We start from the raw sequence: 18,873 nt of genomic DNA, 5'->3' as shown, positions 1-18,873 counted from the left end.
TATTTTCCTTTAAACTAAATCGACAACGGTAATACCGGCTCCTCCGAATTGAACATTCTCATCCTCGAAATGAGCAACTCCGGGAACTGTAGCCAAGTATTGTCGGATTAATGTCCGGAGAATTCCCGATCCGGTTCCATGAAGAATACGAACTCTGCTAACACCCAGAAGAATAGCATCATCTATGAAATAAGTTACCGCGTGAATAGCTTCTTCACCTCGCATTCCACGAACGTCGAAATCTTGTTTGAAATTCAGTTTCTTTTCATATACTTGGTCTTGCGTTTGTGTACTGACAAACGTGCTTTTCGCAATGGGTTGATTGGCTACTTTTTGTTTTGCGACATGTTCTAATCGATCAACCTTTATGTTGGTTTTTAGTATTCCGAAGACTACAATCGCATTGTTACCGTTTATTTCACTAACCTTTCCAATGACGGTCTGACCTTTAATCTTTACCGAATCCCCCACCTGAATGGGCAATTCTTTCTTTTCGATAGAAGTGATCGCCGTTTTTGGCATCTTTTTCTCTTTATGCTCTTGCTTCTGTTGCTGTTTTCTACGCAACTTCTGCATTTTCTGTTCTATCTTATCATCATTAAAAACCTCTTTAACTTGAGACTTATAATCCTCTAATTGTTTACGGACGATTTTCGTTTGTTCTTTTTCAGCTTGAGCCTCTCTAATCGCTTTAATAGTACTTTCGATCCTGGCATTCGACTCTTTCAACAGTTCTTCGGCATCATCTTTCGCCTTTCGAATAATTTCCTTTCTGTTCTTGTCGAGTTCTTGAATCTCAGCCTCATATTTGGCAATAATCTCTTCCATTCGTTTTTCTCGCAGACGAATATTCTGTCGTTTGGTTTCCCAATAACGTTTATCTCTAACGATGTCTTGCAAGTACTTATCCGAATTGATATAGTCCTGACCAACAATAGCAGACGCGTCAGTAATCACATCATCGGGCAGACCAATTTTTCGGGCTATCTCCACAGCAAACGAACTTCCTGGATTACCTATTTGCAATTGAAAAAGAGCTTGCATTAAATGACGGTCGTAAAGCATAGCGCCATTTACAATACCTTCATGATCTTCGGCGTAATGCTTTAGATTCTGATAGTGAGTTGTAACAACTCCGAAAGTATTTTTTTCATTGAATCGTTTCAATAAAGCTTCTGCTATGGCACCTCCAATCTGAGGTTCTGTTCCACCTCCAAATTCATCAATCAGAATCAAACTGCGTTCATTACAAGATTTCAACATCATCTTCATATTAGTCAGATGAGAAGAATAAGTGCTCAAATCGTCCTCTATACTTTGCTCGTCACCAATATCAATAAATAAACTATCGAATATACCTGTTTTACTACTTTCCGCCATTGGAACGAGCATACCGCATTGGAGCATATATTGAAGTAACCCGACAGTTTTTAGACAAACGGACTTGCCTCCTGCGTTTGGTCCGGAAATGATAAGAATACGTTGTGTCTTATTCAGTTCAATGTCTAAAGGAACGATTTTCTTTCCATGCTTTGCAAGAGACATCTGAAGAATGGGATGAATAGCTGTTCCCCAATCAAGAATCAATTCATTATTAAATTCAGGCTTCAAACTCTTTGTTTGGATGCTGAATAGAGCTTTCGCACGAATAAAATCAATCTCAGCAAGAAATTCGTATGATTGCAGTATTTCCGGAATTTGTGGACGAATGACACAAGAGAATTCCGTAAGGATACGAATTATTTCTCTTCGTTCATCGTTTTCTAATTCACGGATTTTATTATTTGCTTCAACAACTTCCTCAGGTTCTATAAAAACGGTTTTACCGGATGACGATTCATCGTGAACAATACCTTTAATTTTTCGCTTTAATGCCGGAACCACAGGAATAACCAATCGTCCATCGCGAAGAGTAGGAGTGATATCTTTGTCAATATAACCTTCCGATTGAGCACTCCTTAAAATGCTATTCAGTGTATGTGAAATACTTCCTGCCATTTTGACCAGTTCTCTTCGAATATCACTCAGGGCTGGGGAAGCATTATCTCGAATCTTTCCGAACTTGTCAAGAAGTTGATTGATTTTATTAATCAGTTGAGGAAAAACCTGAATATTACCTGTTAACTTACATAATGCCGGATAAGGAACGTAATCTGTTTTATCGTCTTCATCTTCTTTTTTAGTAAGAAAACAAATAATATCACGTATTGTTTCCAGAGAACGCCTTAAGTCGAAGAGTTCTTGTTCATCTAAATACATCCTCTCTAAACGGATTCGTTTCAAAGAAGAACGCACATCAATGAAATATTGAGAAGGAAAATTACTTTCCTCCTGAATAATGCGGACGAACTCAGCGGTTTGATCGAGCTTGCTGTTTATATCATCGAATTGATTGGAAAATGTCATCTCATCCACCCTCTGCATGCCAAGAGTGCTCAGACAGTTACTTTTTAATAACTGTCGGATATAATCGAATCCTATCTTTTGTTCGTAGTTTTTCGGATATACCATTATTACCTTATTATATAAGGGTACAAAATTACTATACAAAAAGATTTATTGCAAAATTCAGAAGAGTTATTTGTTTTAGTTGTAGAAAGCGTTTAAATTTGCAAGTCAAAAAGGGAGAGATGCCGGAGTGACCGATCGGACCGCACTCGAAATGCGGCATACGGGTAACCGTATCCAGGGTTTGAATCCCTGTCTCTCCGCTGGAAAAGCAAAAGGAGTTGAGATTTTATCCCAACTCCTTTTAATTTTATTGAGGTACCTGGCAGATTCGAACTGCCGTACACGGTTTTGCAGACCGCTGACTAAGCCACTCATCCAAGGTACCATTCGCCTTGATTGTTTCATTCAGCGGTGCAAATATAGGCTTAAGTTTCGGAATCACCAAATCTTATTTCCGTTTTTTTTCTAAAGATAGAGATTTGTCTTAACTTTGTTTCGTGTTTAAAAAGAAAGTTCAGTCGTATATCAACCGGAAATCACTCATTCTTCCGGAACAGAAGGTGATAGTGACACTGAGTGGCGGACCGGATTCCGTTGCTTTGTTACGTGTATTGCTTGCATTACATTATCATGTGATTGCAGCCCACTGCAATTTCCATTTACGTGGCATAGAGTCGGACAGGGATGAGGAGTTTGTTCGAAATCTCTGTAATCAAGTGCACGTACCACTTTATGTAAAGTCTTTTAAAACGATCGATTACGCTAATGAAAACCATTTGTCTGTTGAGATGGCTGCCCGTGAACTTCGTTATACTTGGTTCGATGCTTTGAAAACTGAAACGAATGCTGATGTAATTGCCGTAGCTCATCATCGTGATGACAGTGTGGAGACTATTCTTTTAAACCTTATTCGTGGAACGGGAATAAACGGACTTCGGGGGATTCAAGCAAAGAACGGATATATTATTCGACCGCTATTGGAAGTAAGCAGGGATGAGATGTTAACTTATCTGGACGAACTACATCAGAGTTATGTAACGGATAGTACAAATTTAATTGATGAAGTGAAACGTAATATTATCCGATTGGATGTGATGCCCATTTTAAAAAGAATGAATCCTTCTGTGAACGATGCAATCATAGATACAGCAAATCATCTGTCTGATGTGGCAAAAGTCTATAATGTTGCAATAACTGAATCGAAACATCGCGTATTATTAAAAGATGAAGAGGATGAAAAGATCATTGATATTGCTCAATTAAAAAGAGAGATTGCTCCTTCCTCCGTTTTATTTGAAATCTTGTCTCCTTTGGGATTCAACTCTGCTCAGATTAAAGATATTATTCAGAGTCTTGACGGTCAATCCGGAAAACAATTCTCGTCTAAAGAATGGGATATAGTTCGAGATCGAACTGAAATTATTGCTTTTAATAAGAATCATCAAGTTATTATCCCTCAATTAGATATTAAAATAGTTAATTATGATGCTGATTTTCAAATCAAGAAGGATAAACATTTAGCTTATTTAGATGCCGACAAGCTCCATCTGCCACTTACTGTCCGTCATTGGAAGCATGGGGATAAGTTTGTTCCCTTCGGAATGAAAGGAACAAAGAATGTATCCGATTATTTGACAGATCGGAAATTCTCTTTGTTTCAAAAGCAGCATCAGTTCGTGGCTTGCTCAGGTTCCGATATTGTCTGGTTGATTGAGGAGCGTATTGACAATCGTTATTGCGTGACTGAGGATACTTGCCGTGTTGCAATTGTTTGTTTAAAGTAGCATTATTCCGTTCAGAATGCGTCCTGATTTTTTCCCTAACCGACGTGCAGAGAAAAAGTCTTCATTATTATAATAAGTACAAATGCCACTCACTTCAATATGTTTATCAAGTACACCTTTCGAAAGCAGTATCTGACGATTGGCTTCCCATAAATCGATGTGCCATTTATTGTAATGTCTGGCTATTAAACGCATATCAAATCCGGCATGATGAAATGTATCGTACACTTCATTGCCAACTTCAAAGGCTGCAAGTGAAATGCTTGGTCCAATACATGCCAAAATGTCGGAAGAATTACAATCGTATCTCTGCTTTAACGCATCAATCGTAGTTTCTATAATACGAATTACCGTACCCCTCCAACCGGAATGAACGGCTGCAACCACATGCTTTGCAGAATCATAAAGAAGTATGGGTACACAGTCGGCCGTAGACACGCATACACATACTTTCGGAATATTTGTTACTACGGCATCTACATCCTCCAAGTTATATTCAGTATCTTTATCTTCTATAAAACATATTGTATTTTTATGGCACTGACGCGGAATGATGTAACGATCCGGCTGATTCGGCAAGGAGCCGGAGAGTAGTTGTAAGTTCCTGTTAACATGTTCCGGTGAATCTCCTCCGTGAATGGTGCAGTTAAATGTAGCGTATGTTCCATCACTAACTCCTCCGTGACGAGTAGTTGAGAAAGCTGTCATTTCGGGGTGCGAATCGAATAGGCGATAAGTAATGTAGTGTTTATCTATTTGATAGCTCATTTTCTTTTCTTTAATGCTTGCTAAATATAGTTTCTCTGTCTTTTGCCCAAAAGTACATTTTCCGTTTTTTTCATATCAATTATTAATTTGGTTACGAAGTTAAGAAAATTATCTCGTATATTTGTCCCAAATATCGTTTAAAGGTAAAGAGAATGAAAGTTTTAGGCAATATAATCTGGTTGATTTTTGGTGGAGCAGAAACAGCTATTGAGTATTTCTTGGCAAGTGTTGCTCTGATGATTACAATCATTGGCATACCTTTCGGATTACAAACGCTAAAGATTGGGATGTTATGCTTGTGGCCTTTTGGTTCGAAAGTCCGTCCGGCAGCCGGTCAGCCGAGTTGTCTTAGTACGTTGATGAATCTTATCTGGTTCTTCATAGGCGGTATATGGATAGCCCTTACGCATGTATTTTTCGGAATACTTCTTTATATTACCATTATTGGCGCTCCATTTGGGAAGCAACACATGAAGATGGCACACATTGCGCTGACTCCTTTTGGGCGTCAGATAGTGCGGTAGTTATTCTACATTCTTACGTATCGAAATAATAGCTTTCTCTCAAAGTCGTGTGTATCCATCTAAAAAGAACTTTGCAAATTCATTAAACTCATATCATGATATATAGAAACAAAAGAAAAGGCGACTTATCAAGCCGCCCTTTTATCATCAAAATAGATATTAGTTTTCTTTCTTATCAAGGCTGATAACTTTCCATATTCCGGCAGCAAGAGCACCGCCAACGAAAGGGCCAACAATAAATACCCAAAGTTCAGCAAGAGCCTGACCACCTTGAAAAAGAGCAGGACCGATAGAGCGCGCCGGATTAACAGATGTTCCTGTATAATGGATACCGACCAGATGAATAAGGATTAAAGAGAGGCCAATAGCCAAGCCTGCAAAATTGTTAGTCGCGCCGTTAGTCTTTGCAGTTGCGCCTAACACAACGAGAACAAAAATACAGGTAAGCACAATTTCTACGAATAAACCATTAGTTGTACCTGCCGCACAAGCGTTTGCACCGGTTGTTGTGCCTTGAGCCAGCCCCGGAGATGTAGCAACGATGCCAGCCAAAACAGCAGCGGCGATAATAGCGCCAATAACTTGGAAAACCATATACATAGCTGCGTCTTTACCGCTCATTCTTCCACTAAGGAATACTCCTAAAGTGATAGCCGGATTGATATGACAACCGGAAATACCGCCAATGGTATATGCCATAGCAACAACTGATAAACCAAACGCAACAGCTGTCCCCCCACAACCGAAGCCGCATCGGAACCGCAATTCAAACTAACAGCTGCACTGCAACCCAAAAATGTTAATACAAACGTACCAACTAATTCTGCTAAATACTTTTTCATAACTATAATTATTTAAGAAAATAATATTATCAGACATCAAATGTAGCGGAAATAAAGAAAGAATCAAATTTTTTAGTTACTTTTTTAATTTTTATGACAAATAAAAAAAGTCGAATGATTTATAACGACCATTCGACCCTTTTGCTTGTAAAAGACAGCTTATTATTCCTTAATCATATTCACACTTCGCTTGATGAATTCACTCAAAGCTTCACCTTTCAACAGATTATTCTGAAGAAGTGCCAGATCAATCAATTGATGAACAATTTGATTATCTTTAGCATATTCGGTGATAATGGCATCTTTCTGCGTTTTCTTTTCATTTAGAGTTTTATTGATATTATCTAACTCATCTTTCTCGCTCTGTGGTACTTCATCATCTTTCTTTCCCTGCCGAGCTGCCCAAAGTTCATCATGACGTTTCCGGATGGTAGTCATCTCAACATCAATAGGAGTAAGAGCAGCTTTACATGATTCTTCTGCCTTATTCAATAAATCTTTAATCAGATGATGGTCGGAGTTCAAAACAACGGTATACATATCAGGCATCTGGCCATAGTATCCCATTCCTGCCTGAATATTTGCCATATCTTTCATACGACGCATATATTCGCTTTGAGTAATAATAATCGGTTCATTGTTTTCACCCATAGACTCCGTCATAACATGAAAATCCATTTTTTCGTTCTTAGGCAATTGTGAACTGAACATGGTAGAGAGAAGGCTATTCTCCGCTTTCTCCAATTCATCTTTTGTAGAATCTTTCTTAGGAATCAAACGCTCGACAGTATCACTATCAACACGGACAAAACGAGTCTTGTCTAACTTCTGTTCTAACATGTTGACTACAGCAACATCTATTTCGCCATCCATCAACAATACGTTATATCCCTTGTTGTTTGCAGCTTGTATAAAGCTATACTGCTCATCTTTATTATTGGCGTAAAGATAGACTATTGAACCGTCCTTATCAGTCTGCTCACCTTTTATCAATTCCTTATATTCATCCAAGGTATAGTATTTTCCTTCCGTATCTTTTAAAAGGTTAAACTTCGTAGCACGCTCATAAAAATCCTCTTGTGTCAGCATTCCGAAGTTAATGAAAATCCTAAGATTATCCCACTTTTGTTCAAATTCAGATCGGTTATCCTTAAATATCTGATCTAAGCGGTCGGCTACCTTCTTTGTAATATATGTAGAGATTTTTTTTACGTTGGAATCGCTCTGTAAATAAGAACGGGACACATTCAGAGGTATATCCGGAGAATCGATGACGCCATGAAGCAATGTCATAAACTCAGGAACAATGCCTTCGACAATGTCAGTTACAAAAACCTGATTACAATAAAGCTGGATTTTATTCTTCTGGAGTTCAACATGGCGATGAACTTTCGGGAAATAAAGGATACCGGTCAAATGGAAAGGATAATCCACGTTCAAGTGAATCCAAAACAGAGGATCGTCGGCCATAGGGTAGAGGTCGTGATAGAATTTCTTATAGTCTTCGTCTTTCAAATCGGCCGGACGTTTTGTCCATAACGGATCTACATCGTTAACAATTAAATCTTCGGCAGTTTCAACCTGCTTACCGTCTTTCCATTCTTTCTTTTTTCCGAAAGCAATAGGAACAGGTAAAAAGCGACAATACTTATTTAACAGTTCACTGATTCGTGACTCCTGCAAAAATTCCCGACAGTCGTCATCAATATGAAGGATAATATCGGTACCACGATCAGCTTTATCGGAATCTTCCAGCACAAACGAAGGAGAACCATCGCAAGTCCAATGAGCAGCTTTGGCATCTTGCTTATACGATTTGGTAATGATTTCTACCTTTTTAGAAACCATAAACGCAGAATAGAATCCTAAACCGAAATGCCCAATGATAGCATTTGCGTCATTCTTATATTTCTCCAGAAAATCATTGGCGCCGGAAAAAGCAATCTGATTAATATACTTGTCAATTTCTTCGGCTGTCATGCCAATACCCCGATCGGAAATAGTTAATGTGTCTTTTTCCAACTTAACATGAACGGTTAAATCGCCAAGCTCATCTTTGAATTCGCCGGACTGAGCCAGTGTCTTTAACTTCTGAGTAGCGTCAATTGCGTTAGAAACTATTTCGCGAAGAAAAATCTCATGATCGCTATATAAAAACTTCTTAATAACGGGGAATATATTTTCTGTTGTAACCCCAATATTACCTTTTTGCATAATCTGTTGTTTTTATTATTTGTTTTGTTGACTGATATGACAAACAAAATGCCAGAAGTGAGTGCTTCTGACATTTTGTCTATACTATCTGTCCAACTATTACTTAATTGACATAACTAATTTGTTTTTATCCTTATCGTAGGTCGCAAGAATAGTGTCGCCTGAGGTGAGTTCGGAATTAAGGATGAACTCTGACAATTCATCTTCTATGTATTTCTGAATAGCTCGCTTCAACGGACGGGCTCCGTATTCTACATCATAACCCTTTTCGGCAACGAATTTCTTTGCCTCATCGTCAATTACAAAGTGATAACCGATCTTATCAATACGGTCGACCAACCCTTTTAGCTCAATATCTATAATCTTAATCAGCGAATCCATATTCAACTGCTCGAAATTTATCACTTCATCCAGACGGTTCAGAAATTCGGGAGCAAAACGCTTATGCAAAGCTTTGTCAATGATAGAATTACTGTAACTCTCCATAGTTTGCTCCGTTCCGGCTGTAAAGCCAATGCCTTTACCGAACTCTTTCAACTCCCGACTGCCCACATTGGATGTCATGATAATAATGGTATTTTTAAAGTCGATGGTACGACCTTGACCATCGGTCAGACGACCTTCATCCATTACTTGGAGCAAGATATTATAGACATTTTGATGTGCTTTTTCTATCTCATCAAGTAATATGATAGAGTAGGGCTTGCGACGAACTTTCTCTGTCAATTGACCGCCTTCTTCAAAACCGACGTATCCCGGAGGCGCGCCAATCAGACGGGAGACGTTAAAGTCTTGCATATATTCACTCATATCTACCCGAATAACGGCATCTTTTGATCCGAACATGAGTAAAGCCAATTGCTGGGCTAAATAGGTTTTACCAACTCCAGTAGGACCTACGAACATGAATGTTCCAATAGGGCGATTCGGCTCTTTAAGACCTAAACGATTGCGTTGAATAGCTTTCACAAGTACATCAATCGCTTTATCTTGACCGATGACTTTTGATTTCAAATCAGATTTCATCGTCAACAGACGCTTTCCTTCCGACTGAACCATACGTTGAATAGGCACGCCCGACATTTGAGATACAATATCTTCTATCTGACTTTCGTCAACAATCTGACGATTCTCTTTCATTTGCTGTTCCCATTGGTCGCGCAATGCGTCTAATTGCAAACCTAACGTCTTTTCTTTATCACGATAGTTGGCTGCAAGTTCAAAATTCTGATCTTTAACCGCTTGGTTTTTTAAGACCTTCATTTGCTCAATGCGCTTTTCCTGCTGTTCCAACTCTTTCGGAGCTGCTATATTAATAAGGTGTACGCGCGATCCTGCCTCATCAAGCGCGTCAATAGCTTTATCAGGGAAAAAGCGATCATTGATATAACGCTCAGTTAACGAAACACACGCTTTCAGTGCAGCTTCGGTATAAGTCACATTATGGTGATCCTCGTATTTATCTTTAATCTGTTCAAGGATTTGGAGTGTTTCTTCCGGCGTCGTAGGCTCAACAATAATCTTCTGGAAACGACGTTCCAGAGCACGGTCTTTTTCTATACTCTGACGGTATTCATCCAAAGTGGTTGCTCCGATACACTGAATTTCACCTCTGGAAAGAGAAGGCTTCAGCATATTTGCGGCATCCATAGAACCGGCTGCCGAACCGGCACCGATAATCGTATGAATTTCATCGATAAACAAAATGATATTCGTATTCTTTTTTAACTCGGCAAGGATAGAACGCAAACGTTCTTCAAACTGTCCGCGATATTTTGTTCCTGCTACCACCGCAGCCAAGTCGAGCGATACTACTCGTTTATCGAACAGTATGCGCGATACTTTCCGTTGAACAATTCGCAAAGCAAGTCCTTCTACTATAGCAGACTTTCCAACCCCCGGCTCACCAATTAAAACCGGATTGTTTTTCTTGCGCCGTGTAAGGATTTGAGCTACTCGCTCTATCTCTTTGTCACGTCCTATAACAGGATCAAGCTTTCCTTCTTCAGCCATTCTGGTTAAATCCGTTCCAAAAGCATCGAGAGCAGGCGTGTCATTCTTTGGTTGGTGAATACGAGTCTGTTGTTGAGTCCCCATCGGGCCATTTATATTACTGTGTGGCATATTCTCATCATCATCATCTTCATCCTCGCTAAACCCCAATCCGTTATGAACATCCGGCTTCAACGAAAGTTGATCGTACACATTCTGATAAGTAACACCGTATGTTTCCAGCAGATTCCGCGCGTCGTTCTTGTCAAGTTTCATAATTGCCAGAAGAATATGCTCAGAATCGGCAATTTCACTATTCAGCAGTTTTGATTCAAGTATGCAGAGTTTTAAAACGCGCGAAGCTTGTTCATTAAAGTTTATGTCTTCGTTTGTTGTATTCTCATTTACCTTTGAGTGGAGTTTTAATAGTTCCTCAATACTTCTTTTCACTTCCGCCAAGTTGACATGAAGCGCGTTGAGAATATCTATGGCCTTTCCTTCCCCTTCACGAATCAGTCCCAGCAATAAGTGTTCTGCGCCAATATAATCGTTTTGAAGGCGATATGCTTCCTCCTTGCTATAAGTTATTATGTCGGTCACCCGTTGTGAAAATTGATTCTTCATAAAATTAACCTCCTAAGTCTAATTTTTCTAATTACAAATATACACTTTAAAATTTACATCTATCAATGAAATCATTATTTCTTTCTTTTAGACAAATAACGTGCCAAAAAAAGAAATTTAATCTTTTTAAAAAGACGAGTTATTCCAATTTTCTGAACAATTAAGTCTCTCACCATTCGTGATAAACGCTTGTCACGATAGGTGAGAGATGTTTACCACCTATCGTGAGAGACCTTTGCCACAACTGGTGAGAAGTTTAGTTTATAAGAAAACACGATTAGTTTTTCAAAGGTTATGATTAATTCGTCCCATATAATTGCTATTTCGCAAGCGAAAAATATCTGTTGAGGATAAATATTCTTACGCGGTGATTCATGTATAGGCCAATTTATTTTATCTATACCTTATTTATATAGTACACCTGATGAATTAGTTTAGTATAAATCGGCAAGAAGATTTAACATTCGATGTAAATTGTCCTAAAAACAAGTAAAGAAACAACTTTTTTGCCTAAATCTTTTCGTATATGGGGTAAAAGTCGTATTTTTACAAGGTTTTTTAGATATTATAAATAAGGTACTATTTTAAATGCAAGATCAAGACAGAATTATAAAGGTTAACATCGACGAGGAAATGAAGTCATCGTACATTGATTACTCTATGTCAGTAATCGTTGCTCGTGCCCTCCCAGATGTTCGTGATGGATTTAAGCCGGTTCATCGACGTATTCTCTATGGTATGATGGAACTGGGTAATACATCAGATAAACCATATAAGAAATGTGCCAGAATCGTAGGAGAGGTTCTCGGTAAATATCATCCACATGGTGATTCTTCAGTATACGGCGCGTTAGTTCGCCAAGCTCAAGACTGGGCTATGCGTTACCCGTTGGTAGACGGGCAAGGTAATTTTGGCTCTATCGATGGTGATAGCGCAGCCGCAATGCGTTATACTGAAGCTCGTTTGAAACCGATCGGCGAGGAAATGATGCAAGATTTGTACAAAGAAACGGTTGATATGGTCAACAACTTCGATGATACATTGAAGGAACCGACCGTAATGCCGACTCGTATTCCGAATCTGTTAGTGAACGGCGCGTCCGGTATTGCTGTCGGTATGGCTACTAACATGCCTACACATAATTTATCTGAAGTAATTGACGGCTGTATCGCTTATATTGACGACCCCGACATTGATGTTGCCGGACTAATGAAATATATCAAAGGCCCTGATTTTCCAACCGGTGGTTTTATTAACGGTATCGGCGGCGTTCGCGATGCTTATGAAACAGGTAAAGGACGTGTTGTTATGCGTGCCAAAACTGAGATAGAAAGCGAAGAGAATCACGATAAGATAATCGTTGAAGAGATACCTTATAATGTTAATAAGAAAGAGCTCATTGAAAATATTGCTTCGTTGGTCAACGATAAGAAAATTGAAGGAATTTCAAATGTCAATGACGAGTCCGATCGTGAAGGTATGCGAATTGTCATTGATATTAAGCGCGATGCGAACGCAAATGTGGTATTAAACAAGTTATTCAAACTTACCGCTATGCAGTCTGCCTTTAGCGTCAACAATATCGCTTTGGTAAACGGACGTCCGAAATGCTTGAATCTGAAAGATCTAATCAAATACTTTATCAGACATCGTCACGATGTGGTTATCCGTCGAACTAAGTTCGATTTGAAGAAGGCTCAGGAACGTGCTCATATTCTGGAAGGTTTGATTATTGCTTGCGATAATATTGATGAAGTTGTTCATATTATTCGCGCCTCAAAAACTCCGCAAGAAGCCACAGAGAATTTATGCAAACGTTTCAACTTGGATGATGTTCAGGCAAAAGCCATTGTTGAGATGCGACTCCGTCAGTTGACAGGATTATCTCAAGAACAGTTGCACGCAGAGTACGAGGAACTTGAAAAACAAATTGCTTATTTGCAGTCTATCCTTGATGATCCGGAACTTTGCAAGAAAGTTATTAAAGATGAGCTGATAGAAGTAAAAGAGAAATATGGTGATGAACGTCGTACTCAAATCCGTTATGACGCTGACGATAGCTTTAATCCGGAAGATTTCTATGCCGACGATGATGTAGTAATTACTATTTCTCATTTAGGATATATCAAGCGTACCTTGTTATCTGATTTCCGTACACAAAACAGAGGCGGAGTCGGTTCGAAGGGAAGCGAAACTCGTGATACTGACTTTGTTGAGCACATTTATCCGGCTACAATGCATAATACGATGATGTTCTTCACAAAGAAAGGACGTTGCTTCTGGCTGAAAGTTTATGAAATACCCGAAGGCAATAAGACTTCAAAAGGGCGTGCTATTCAAAATGTACTGAATATAGAACCCGGAGACGCTGTTACAGCATATATCCGCATTAAGGATTTGTCCAATACGCAATACATTAATGAACATTGCTTGATGTTCTGTACTAAGCGGGGGCTTTTGAAGAAGACTTTGCTTGAACAGTATTCACGTCCGCGTACTAATGGTATTAATGCTATTAATATATTAGAAGGCGATGAAGTAATTGATGTATGCTTGACTCGTCGTGAAGATGAAATTATCATAGCAAATAGAAATGGTCGCGCAGTTCGTTTTAACGAACATACAGTCCGTATGATGGGACGTACAGCTACCGGTGTTAAAGGTATGACTTTAGATGATGGTGACGACTATGTTATAGGAATGGTTCGTATCAAAGACCCAAAGAATGAAACAATTATGGTTGTTTCAGAGCAGGGTTACGGAAAACGTTCAGAGATAGAGGATTATCGTCTGACAAATCGTGGAGGTAAAGGTGTAAAGACCTTAAATATAACCGATAAGACCGGTAAACTTATCGCAATTAAGAGTGTTACGAACGATCATGACCTGATGATTATTAATAAATCGGGTATTACGATTCGTTTGAAATTGGCTGATGTACGGATTATGGGTCGTGCTACTCAAGGTGTCCGTCTAATCAATCTGGAAAAACGGAATGATGAGATTGCATCTGTTTGCAAAGTAAATTCCGAAGCAAATGAAGACAAGATGGAAGATGATGTTGATGATGAAAACTTAACAACAACAGAACCATCCGTTAACGAAGACAATCCTCAAATAGAAGAGGAGAGTAGTGATATGAATGAAAATAATAATGATAATTAAATCAACAATTAAATCCACACATTTATGAAAAAAGTATTATTTACAGTGGCTTTATTATTAGTTGGAACTTTTGCTTACTCCCAAGAAAGTGTAGTTAAAGAAGCCAAAAGTCAGATGAAGGATGCTCCGGAGAAAGCAGCCGAGACGATTCAAGCAGCTTTGACAAACTCTGAGACAGCAAATGATCCTCAGACATGGAAGATTGCTGGTGATATCCAGAAATCTATGTATGACACAGAGAACATGAAGATGTATTTGCCAAATCAGAAGGCTGATACAACTAAGCTTTATAACAGCTTGGTAAACATGTTTGAGTATTACATGAAGGCCGATGAAGTAGAGAAAGCAGCAGTTGCTAACGGCGCTTTGAAGAAGGCTAAATTACACAAGAAATTAGCAGATGATTTGAAAAAAGTGCGCGTTAACTTGGTTAATGGTGGTGCCGACGCATATAACAAAGGCGATTATAAAAGCGCATTCAAGTATTTCAGCATGTTTGTTGATTCTTCTGAAGATCCACTATTTGCCGATGATGACGCAGTTAAGAATGATACTTTGAATACTATGTATGCAAATTACGCGGCTCTTGCTGCTCAACTGCTGAACGATAAGGCAAATGTACTGAAGTATGGTCAAATAGGTAAGACAGATAAGAACGAAGGATACCGTTCTTTAATGTTCTTGGCTGAAGCTTATGCCGATAAAGACAATGGCGATTCTGTTAAATGGTTAGAGACTATTAAAGAAGGATTCCAGAGATTCCCGAAACAGGACTATTTCGTTGGCAATTTAATGGATAATTACATTCGTAAAGGTCAGATTGATGAAGGTTTAAATCAGGTTGATCAGTTGCTTTCTCAGCAAGGTGAGACTCCATATTTGCTCTATGTAAAAGGTGTTCTGCAGTATGAGAAGAAAGATTATACCAGTGCTGAAGCTACGATGAATCAGATTATTGGAATTGGAAAGGAACTACTTCCGGAAGCATACGCGAAATTGGGTGATTGCTATTTCTTTCCGGCTCAAGCTATCGTAGAGGAAAACTCTAAAATTGCCATCGATGATCTGGCTTATAATACAAACGATGCCAAGATTAAGGAATTATACGAAAAAGCTCTTCCTTATTATTTGAAGGCTAAAGAGTTAGCTCCGGATAACAAACAATTATGGGGTAACTATTTGCTGAACATTTACTGGAAGCTTAATAAATCTGAGTATGATTCTCTTTCTAAAGAATTAGGATTATAAAATTCTAACTTTAAAATAAATAAGAGGCTGTCCCACAAAGAGGACAGCCTTTATTTTGTTCGGAATTGGAAGGCATGAACACTATTGTTGAGTTGCAGGAGTATAAATTAGCCGATTATATGGAAAATAGTTTCGTTCAGAGAAAGTATATCGGATTGATTTATACAGACGTAATTAAACATAATACTGATTATAATAAGAATGTCCGTATAAAGTCAATAATTGTCATTACGAATAATAAATTTGGAGGAATGACTTTCGGAAACGACTTTATCTCTTTAAATATTGTTGTCCGATTCTTTGACAGACATTCTTCAAAATGCTTTGGATTGTTTCATAGCAAAAGAATTTTACGTTAAAAACATCCGTTTTGTTCAAAAAAGATAGAATTTCTTTTGTTTTATAAAAACAAGATGTATATTTGCGATGTCATAAAAAGAGAAAGTATAAGTTTTATGAAACATTTGAGTTTGGTTAATATGTATTGGTGGTGCCACTTACAACTCTATAAGTCGTAAGGGTATAAGCCGTATATATTAATATCAACAATAAAATATAAAAAAAGGCCTGTCGAACTTGCGACAGGCCTTTTTTTATTATGCATAGTCAATTATTAAAAGTAATTCGAGAATTTGAAATAAAAAAATAGAAACAATGAAAACTTATTTGGTAGATAAAGAAGGTTATTATGGTGAATTTGGAGGTGCATATATACCTGAAATACTTCATCAATGTGTAGAAGATTTACAAAAAGTGTATCTTACAATTTTGGAAAGTGATGATTTCCAACAAGAATTCCGTCAACTGCTGAAGGATTATGCAGGTCGCCCCTCTCCTCTTTATTATGCAAATCGTTTGAGCAATCGTTATGGCGCAAAGATTTATTTAAAACGTGAGGATTTGAATCATACCGGAGCTCATAAAATAAACAATGCATTGGGACAAGTATTGTTAGCAAAACGAATGAGCAAGACACATATTATTGCAGAAACCGGAGCCGGTCAACACGGTGTGGCAACTGCTACCGCATGTGCCTTACTTAATTTGCCATGCACCATATTTATGGGAAAGACAGATGTTGAGCGTCAGCATATTAATGTAGAGAAGATGAAGATGCTTGGCGCAAAAGTTCATCCCGTAACTTCGGGTAATATGACATTGAAAGACGCAACAAACGAGGCAATTCGCTATTGGGTTTGTCATCCTGAAGATACTTATTATGTTATTGGCTCTACCGTTGGTCCACATCCATATCCGGATATGGTTGCCAGATTGCAGTCGGTTATTAGCGAGGAAATTAAATGGCAACTCAGGGAAAAAGAAGGGCGAGACTATCCGGATTATTTGATGGCCTGTGTTGGTGGAGGAAGTAATGCTGCCGGTACGATTTATCATTACATAGACGATTTAAGAGTACAAATAGTGTTGGCTGAAGCCGGAGGGAAAGGCATCAATACAGGAATGTCGGCTGCAACTATCCAGTTGGGTAGAATGGGTATTATTCATGGATCCAAAACGCTTGTCATTCAAAGCAAAGATGGCCAGATTGAAGAGCCCTATTCTATTTCCGCTGGATTAGATTATCCCGGTATCGGTCCGATGCATGCAAATTTAGTAAAGCAGAAACGTGCGAAGGTGATAGCAGTTAATGATGATGAGGCTATACATGCAGGGTATGAATTGACCCGCTTGGAAGGTATTATTCCGGCCTTGGAATCTGCTCACGTTCTTGGAGCTTTGCCTCACATGCATTTTAAAAAAGATGATATTGTGGTATTGACAGTGTCCGGTCGTGGCGATAAAGATATAGAGACTTATTTAAAATATCAGAATCAATTTAAAAACATACTATATGAAAACTTTTGTTTATCACACCAATTATAAAGTAGTATTAGGTGACCTTCATACACCGGTAAGTACTTATTTGAAATTGCGTGATGTTTTTCCTCAAAGCGCATTGATGGAGAGTTCAGATTATCATGGTGCCGAGAATAGCCGTTCTTTTATCGGGTTGGAGCCAATGGCTTCTTTTGCCATTGGACATGGAGAAGTAACATTTAGTTTTCCTGATGAAACAAAAGAGGTAAAACTAATCAATGATGATTATAAGGTAGAAGATGCTATTACAGAATTCCTCAACAGTTTTAAGGTGGAAGGTGAGTATAACAATTATACAGGCCTATACGGTTATACTTCATTTAATGCTATCCGTTATTTTGAGCATATTCCTGTTAAGGATACCACAGACAAAATCAATGACGCGCCTGATATGCTATATATTTTATATAAGTATATCATCGTATTCAATGACTTCAGAAATGAAATGATGCTTATTGAATTATTGCAGGACGAAAAGAAAAGCAAACTTCATGTTGTAGAGAAAGCTATTCATAATCGAAACTATACTACTTACGATTTTCATGCTGTCGGTTCTACAACAAGTACATTGACTGATGAAGAACATTGTGAAAATATCCGTCAAGGAATTGCTCATTGCTTGCGTGGGGATGTGTTTCAAATAGTTCTTTCACGCCGGTTTATTCAGAAATATCAGGGTGATGACTTCAAGTTATATCGTGCATTGAGGAGTATCAACCCTTCTCCTTATTTATTTTATTTCGACTTCGGAGGTTTTCGAATTTTTGGTTCATCGCCTGAGACACATTATAGAATTGAAAGCGGACGTGCATACATTGATCCTATTGCCGGAACAACCAAACGAACAGGAAATAAAAAGTTGGATGAAGAATTAACCCAAAAGCTGGTCAATGATCCAAAGGAAAATGCCGAACATGTGATGCTGGTTGATTTAGCTCGTAATGATTTAAGTCGTAACTGTCATGATGTTAAAGTCGAATTCTTCCGGCAAGTTCAGTATTATAGCCATGTTATTCATTTGGTTAGTCGTGTTAGCGGAGAACTTGATGAGGGTGTCAATCATATTAAAGCCTTTATTGATACGTTTCCGGCCGGGACTTTGAGTGGTGCTCCTAAAGTTAAAGCGTTACAACTTATAACTAAGTATGAGCCTCATAATCGTGGCGCGTATGGTGGTTGCATTGGATTTATTGGCTTGAACGGGAATCTGAATCAGGCTATTACTATTCGCTCTTTCGTTAGTAGGAATAATATATTATGGTTTCAAGCCGGTGGAGGCATTGTTGCAAAGAGTAATGTGGAGAAAGAGTTACAAGAAGTAAATAATAAATTAGGCGCGTTAAAAAAAGCCATCGAAATGGCAGAGAAAATGTAATCTATAAA

Annotated in this window: 11 protein-coding genes, 2 tRNA genes and 1 pseudogene; 8 read left to right on the top strand and 6 right to left on the bottom strand. The window is 38.4% G+C overall.

The genetic code is table 11. The features are described 5' to 3' along the window. Nucleotides 1-9 precede the first annotated feature (9 nt). Nucleotides 10-2,511, bottom strand: coding sequence for an endonuclease MutS2 (locus LO761_RS01170; protein ID WP_272816502.1), 2,502 nt, complete (start codon nt 2,509-2,511; stop codon nt 10-12). 113 nt (nt 2,512-2,624) lie between these two features. On the opposite strand from LO761_RS01170, the gene LO761_RS01165 reads away from it, so the two are divergent. Next, nucleotides 2,625-2,711: transfer RNA gene (locus LO761_RS01165), tRNA-Ser, on the top strand. Between the two features lie 53 nt (nt 2,712-2,764). On the opposite strand, the gene LO761_RS01160 is transcribed toward LO761_RS01165, so the two are convergent. Next, a tRNA-Cys gene (locus LO761_RS01160) sits at nt 2,765-2,836 on the bottom strand. A 112-nt stretch (nt 2,837-2,948) separates the two neighbouring features. Between LO761_RS01160 and tilS the strand changes: the two genes are divergently transcribed. Then, the gene (tilS, locus tag LO761_RS01155) at nt 2,949-4,235 is read left to right on the top strand and encodes a tRNA lysidine(34) synthetase TilS (RefSeq protein WP_272816501.1); all 1,287 of its coding nucleotides are present in this window, start codon (nt 2,949-2,951) and stop codon (nt 4,233-4,235) included. Here tilS and pgeF read toward each other — a convergent pair. Further along, nucleotides 4,227-5,003: a peptidoglycan editing factor PgeF gene (gene pgeF / locus LO761_RS01150; protein WP_272816500.1), complete on the bottom strand. Its 777-nt coding sequence runs from the start codon at nt 5,001-5,003 to the stop codon at nt 4,227-4,229. The genes tilS and pgeF overlap by 9 nt on opposite strands. A gap of 152 nt (nt 5,004-5,155) precedes the next feature. Between pgeF and LO761_RS01145 the strand changes: the two genes are divergently transcribed. Beyond that, nucleotides 5,156-5,527, top strand: coding sequence for a YccF domain-containing protein (locus tag LO761_RS01145; RefSeq protein WP_272816499.1), 372 nt, complete (start codon nt 5,156-5,158; stop codon nt 5,525-5,527). Nucleotides 5,528-5,686: 159 nt separating this feature from the next. Here the strand turns inward: LO761_RS01145 and LO761_RS01140 are convergent. From LO761_RS01140 to LO761_RS01130, 3 genes and pseudogenes are all read right to left on the bottom strand, one after another. After that, a pseudogene (locus LO761_RS01140) lies at nt 5,687-6,369 on the bottom strand (MIP family channel protein). Between the two features lie 162 nt (nt 6,370-6,531). Beyond that, entirely contained in the window at nt 6,532-8,583 is a 2,052-nt protein-coding gene (gene htpG, locus LO761_RS01135; RefSeq protein WP_272816498.1) for a molecular chaperone HtpG, read from the bottom strand. 99 nt (nt 8,584-8,682) lie between these two features. Then, entirely contained in the window at nt 8,683-11,199 is a 2,517-nt protein-coding gene (locus LO761_RS01130) for an ATP-dependent Clp protease ATP-binding subunit (protein WP_272816497.1), read from the bottom strand. A 588-nt stretch (nt 11,200-11,787) separates the two neighbouring features. Here LO761_RS01130 and gyrA point away from each other — a divergent pair. From gyrA to LO761_RS01105, 5 genes are all read left to right on the top strand, one after another. After that, complete coding sequence (gyrA, locus tag LO761_RS01125) at nt 11,788-14,364, top strand: DNA gyrase subunit A (protein WP_272816496.1); 2,577 nt, start codon at nt 11,788-11,790, stop codon at nt 14,362-14,364. Nucleotides 14,365-14,388: 24 nt separating this feature from the next. After that, nucleotides 14,389-15,612: a tetratricopeptide repeat protein gene (locus LO761_RS01120; RefSeq protein ID WP_272816495.1), complete on the top strand. Its 1,224-nt coding sequence runs from the start codon at nt 14,389-14,391 to the stop codon at nt 15,610-15,612. A 74-nt stretch (nt 15,613-15,686) separates the two neighbouring features. Then, nucleotides 15,687-15,971 carry a hypothetical protein gene (locus tag LO761_RS01115; protein WP_272816494.1) on the top strand — a complete coding sequence of 95 codons (285 nt, stop codon included), beginning with the start codon at nt 15,687-15,689 and terminating at the stop codon, nt 15,969-15,971. 295 nt (nt 15,972-16,266) lie between these two features. Continuing rightward, nucleotides 16,267-17,496 (top strand): tryptophan synthase subunit beta, encoded by a 1,230-nt coding sequence (trpB, locus tag LO761_RS01110; protein WP_272816493.1) that lies wholly within the window; start codon nt 16,267-16,269, stop codon nt 17,494-17,496. Next, nucleotides 17,465-18,865, top strand: coding sequence for an anthranilate synthase component I family protein (locus tag LO761_RS01105; RefSeq protein ID WP_272816492.1), 1,401 nt, complete (start codon nt 17,465-17,467; stop codon nt 18,863-18,865). The genes trpB and LO761_RS01105 overlap by 32 nt, the downstream gene beginning before the upstream one ends. Nucleotides 18,866-18,873 lie beyond the last annotated feature (8 nt).

It is taken from the genome of Phocaeicola oris, from assembly GCF_021295095.1.
GTDB classification, from domain to species: Bacteria; Bacteroidota; Bacteroidia; order Bacteroidales; family Bacteroidaceae; genus Phocaeicola; species Phocaeicola oris.
The sequence above is the reverse complement of the archived record's forward strand: the minus strand, read 5'-3'. Positions and strand labels throughout refer to the sequence as shown.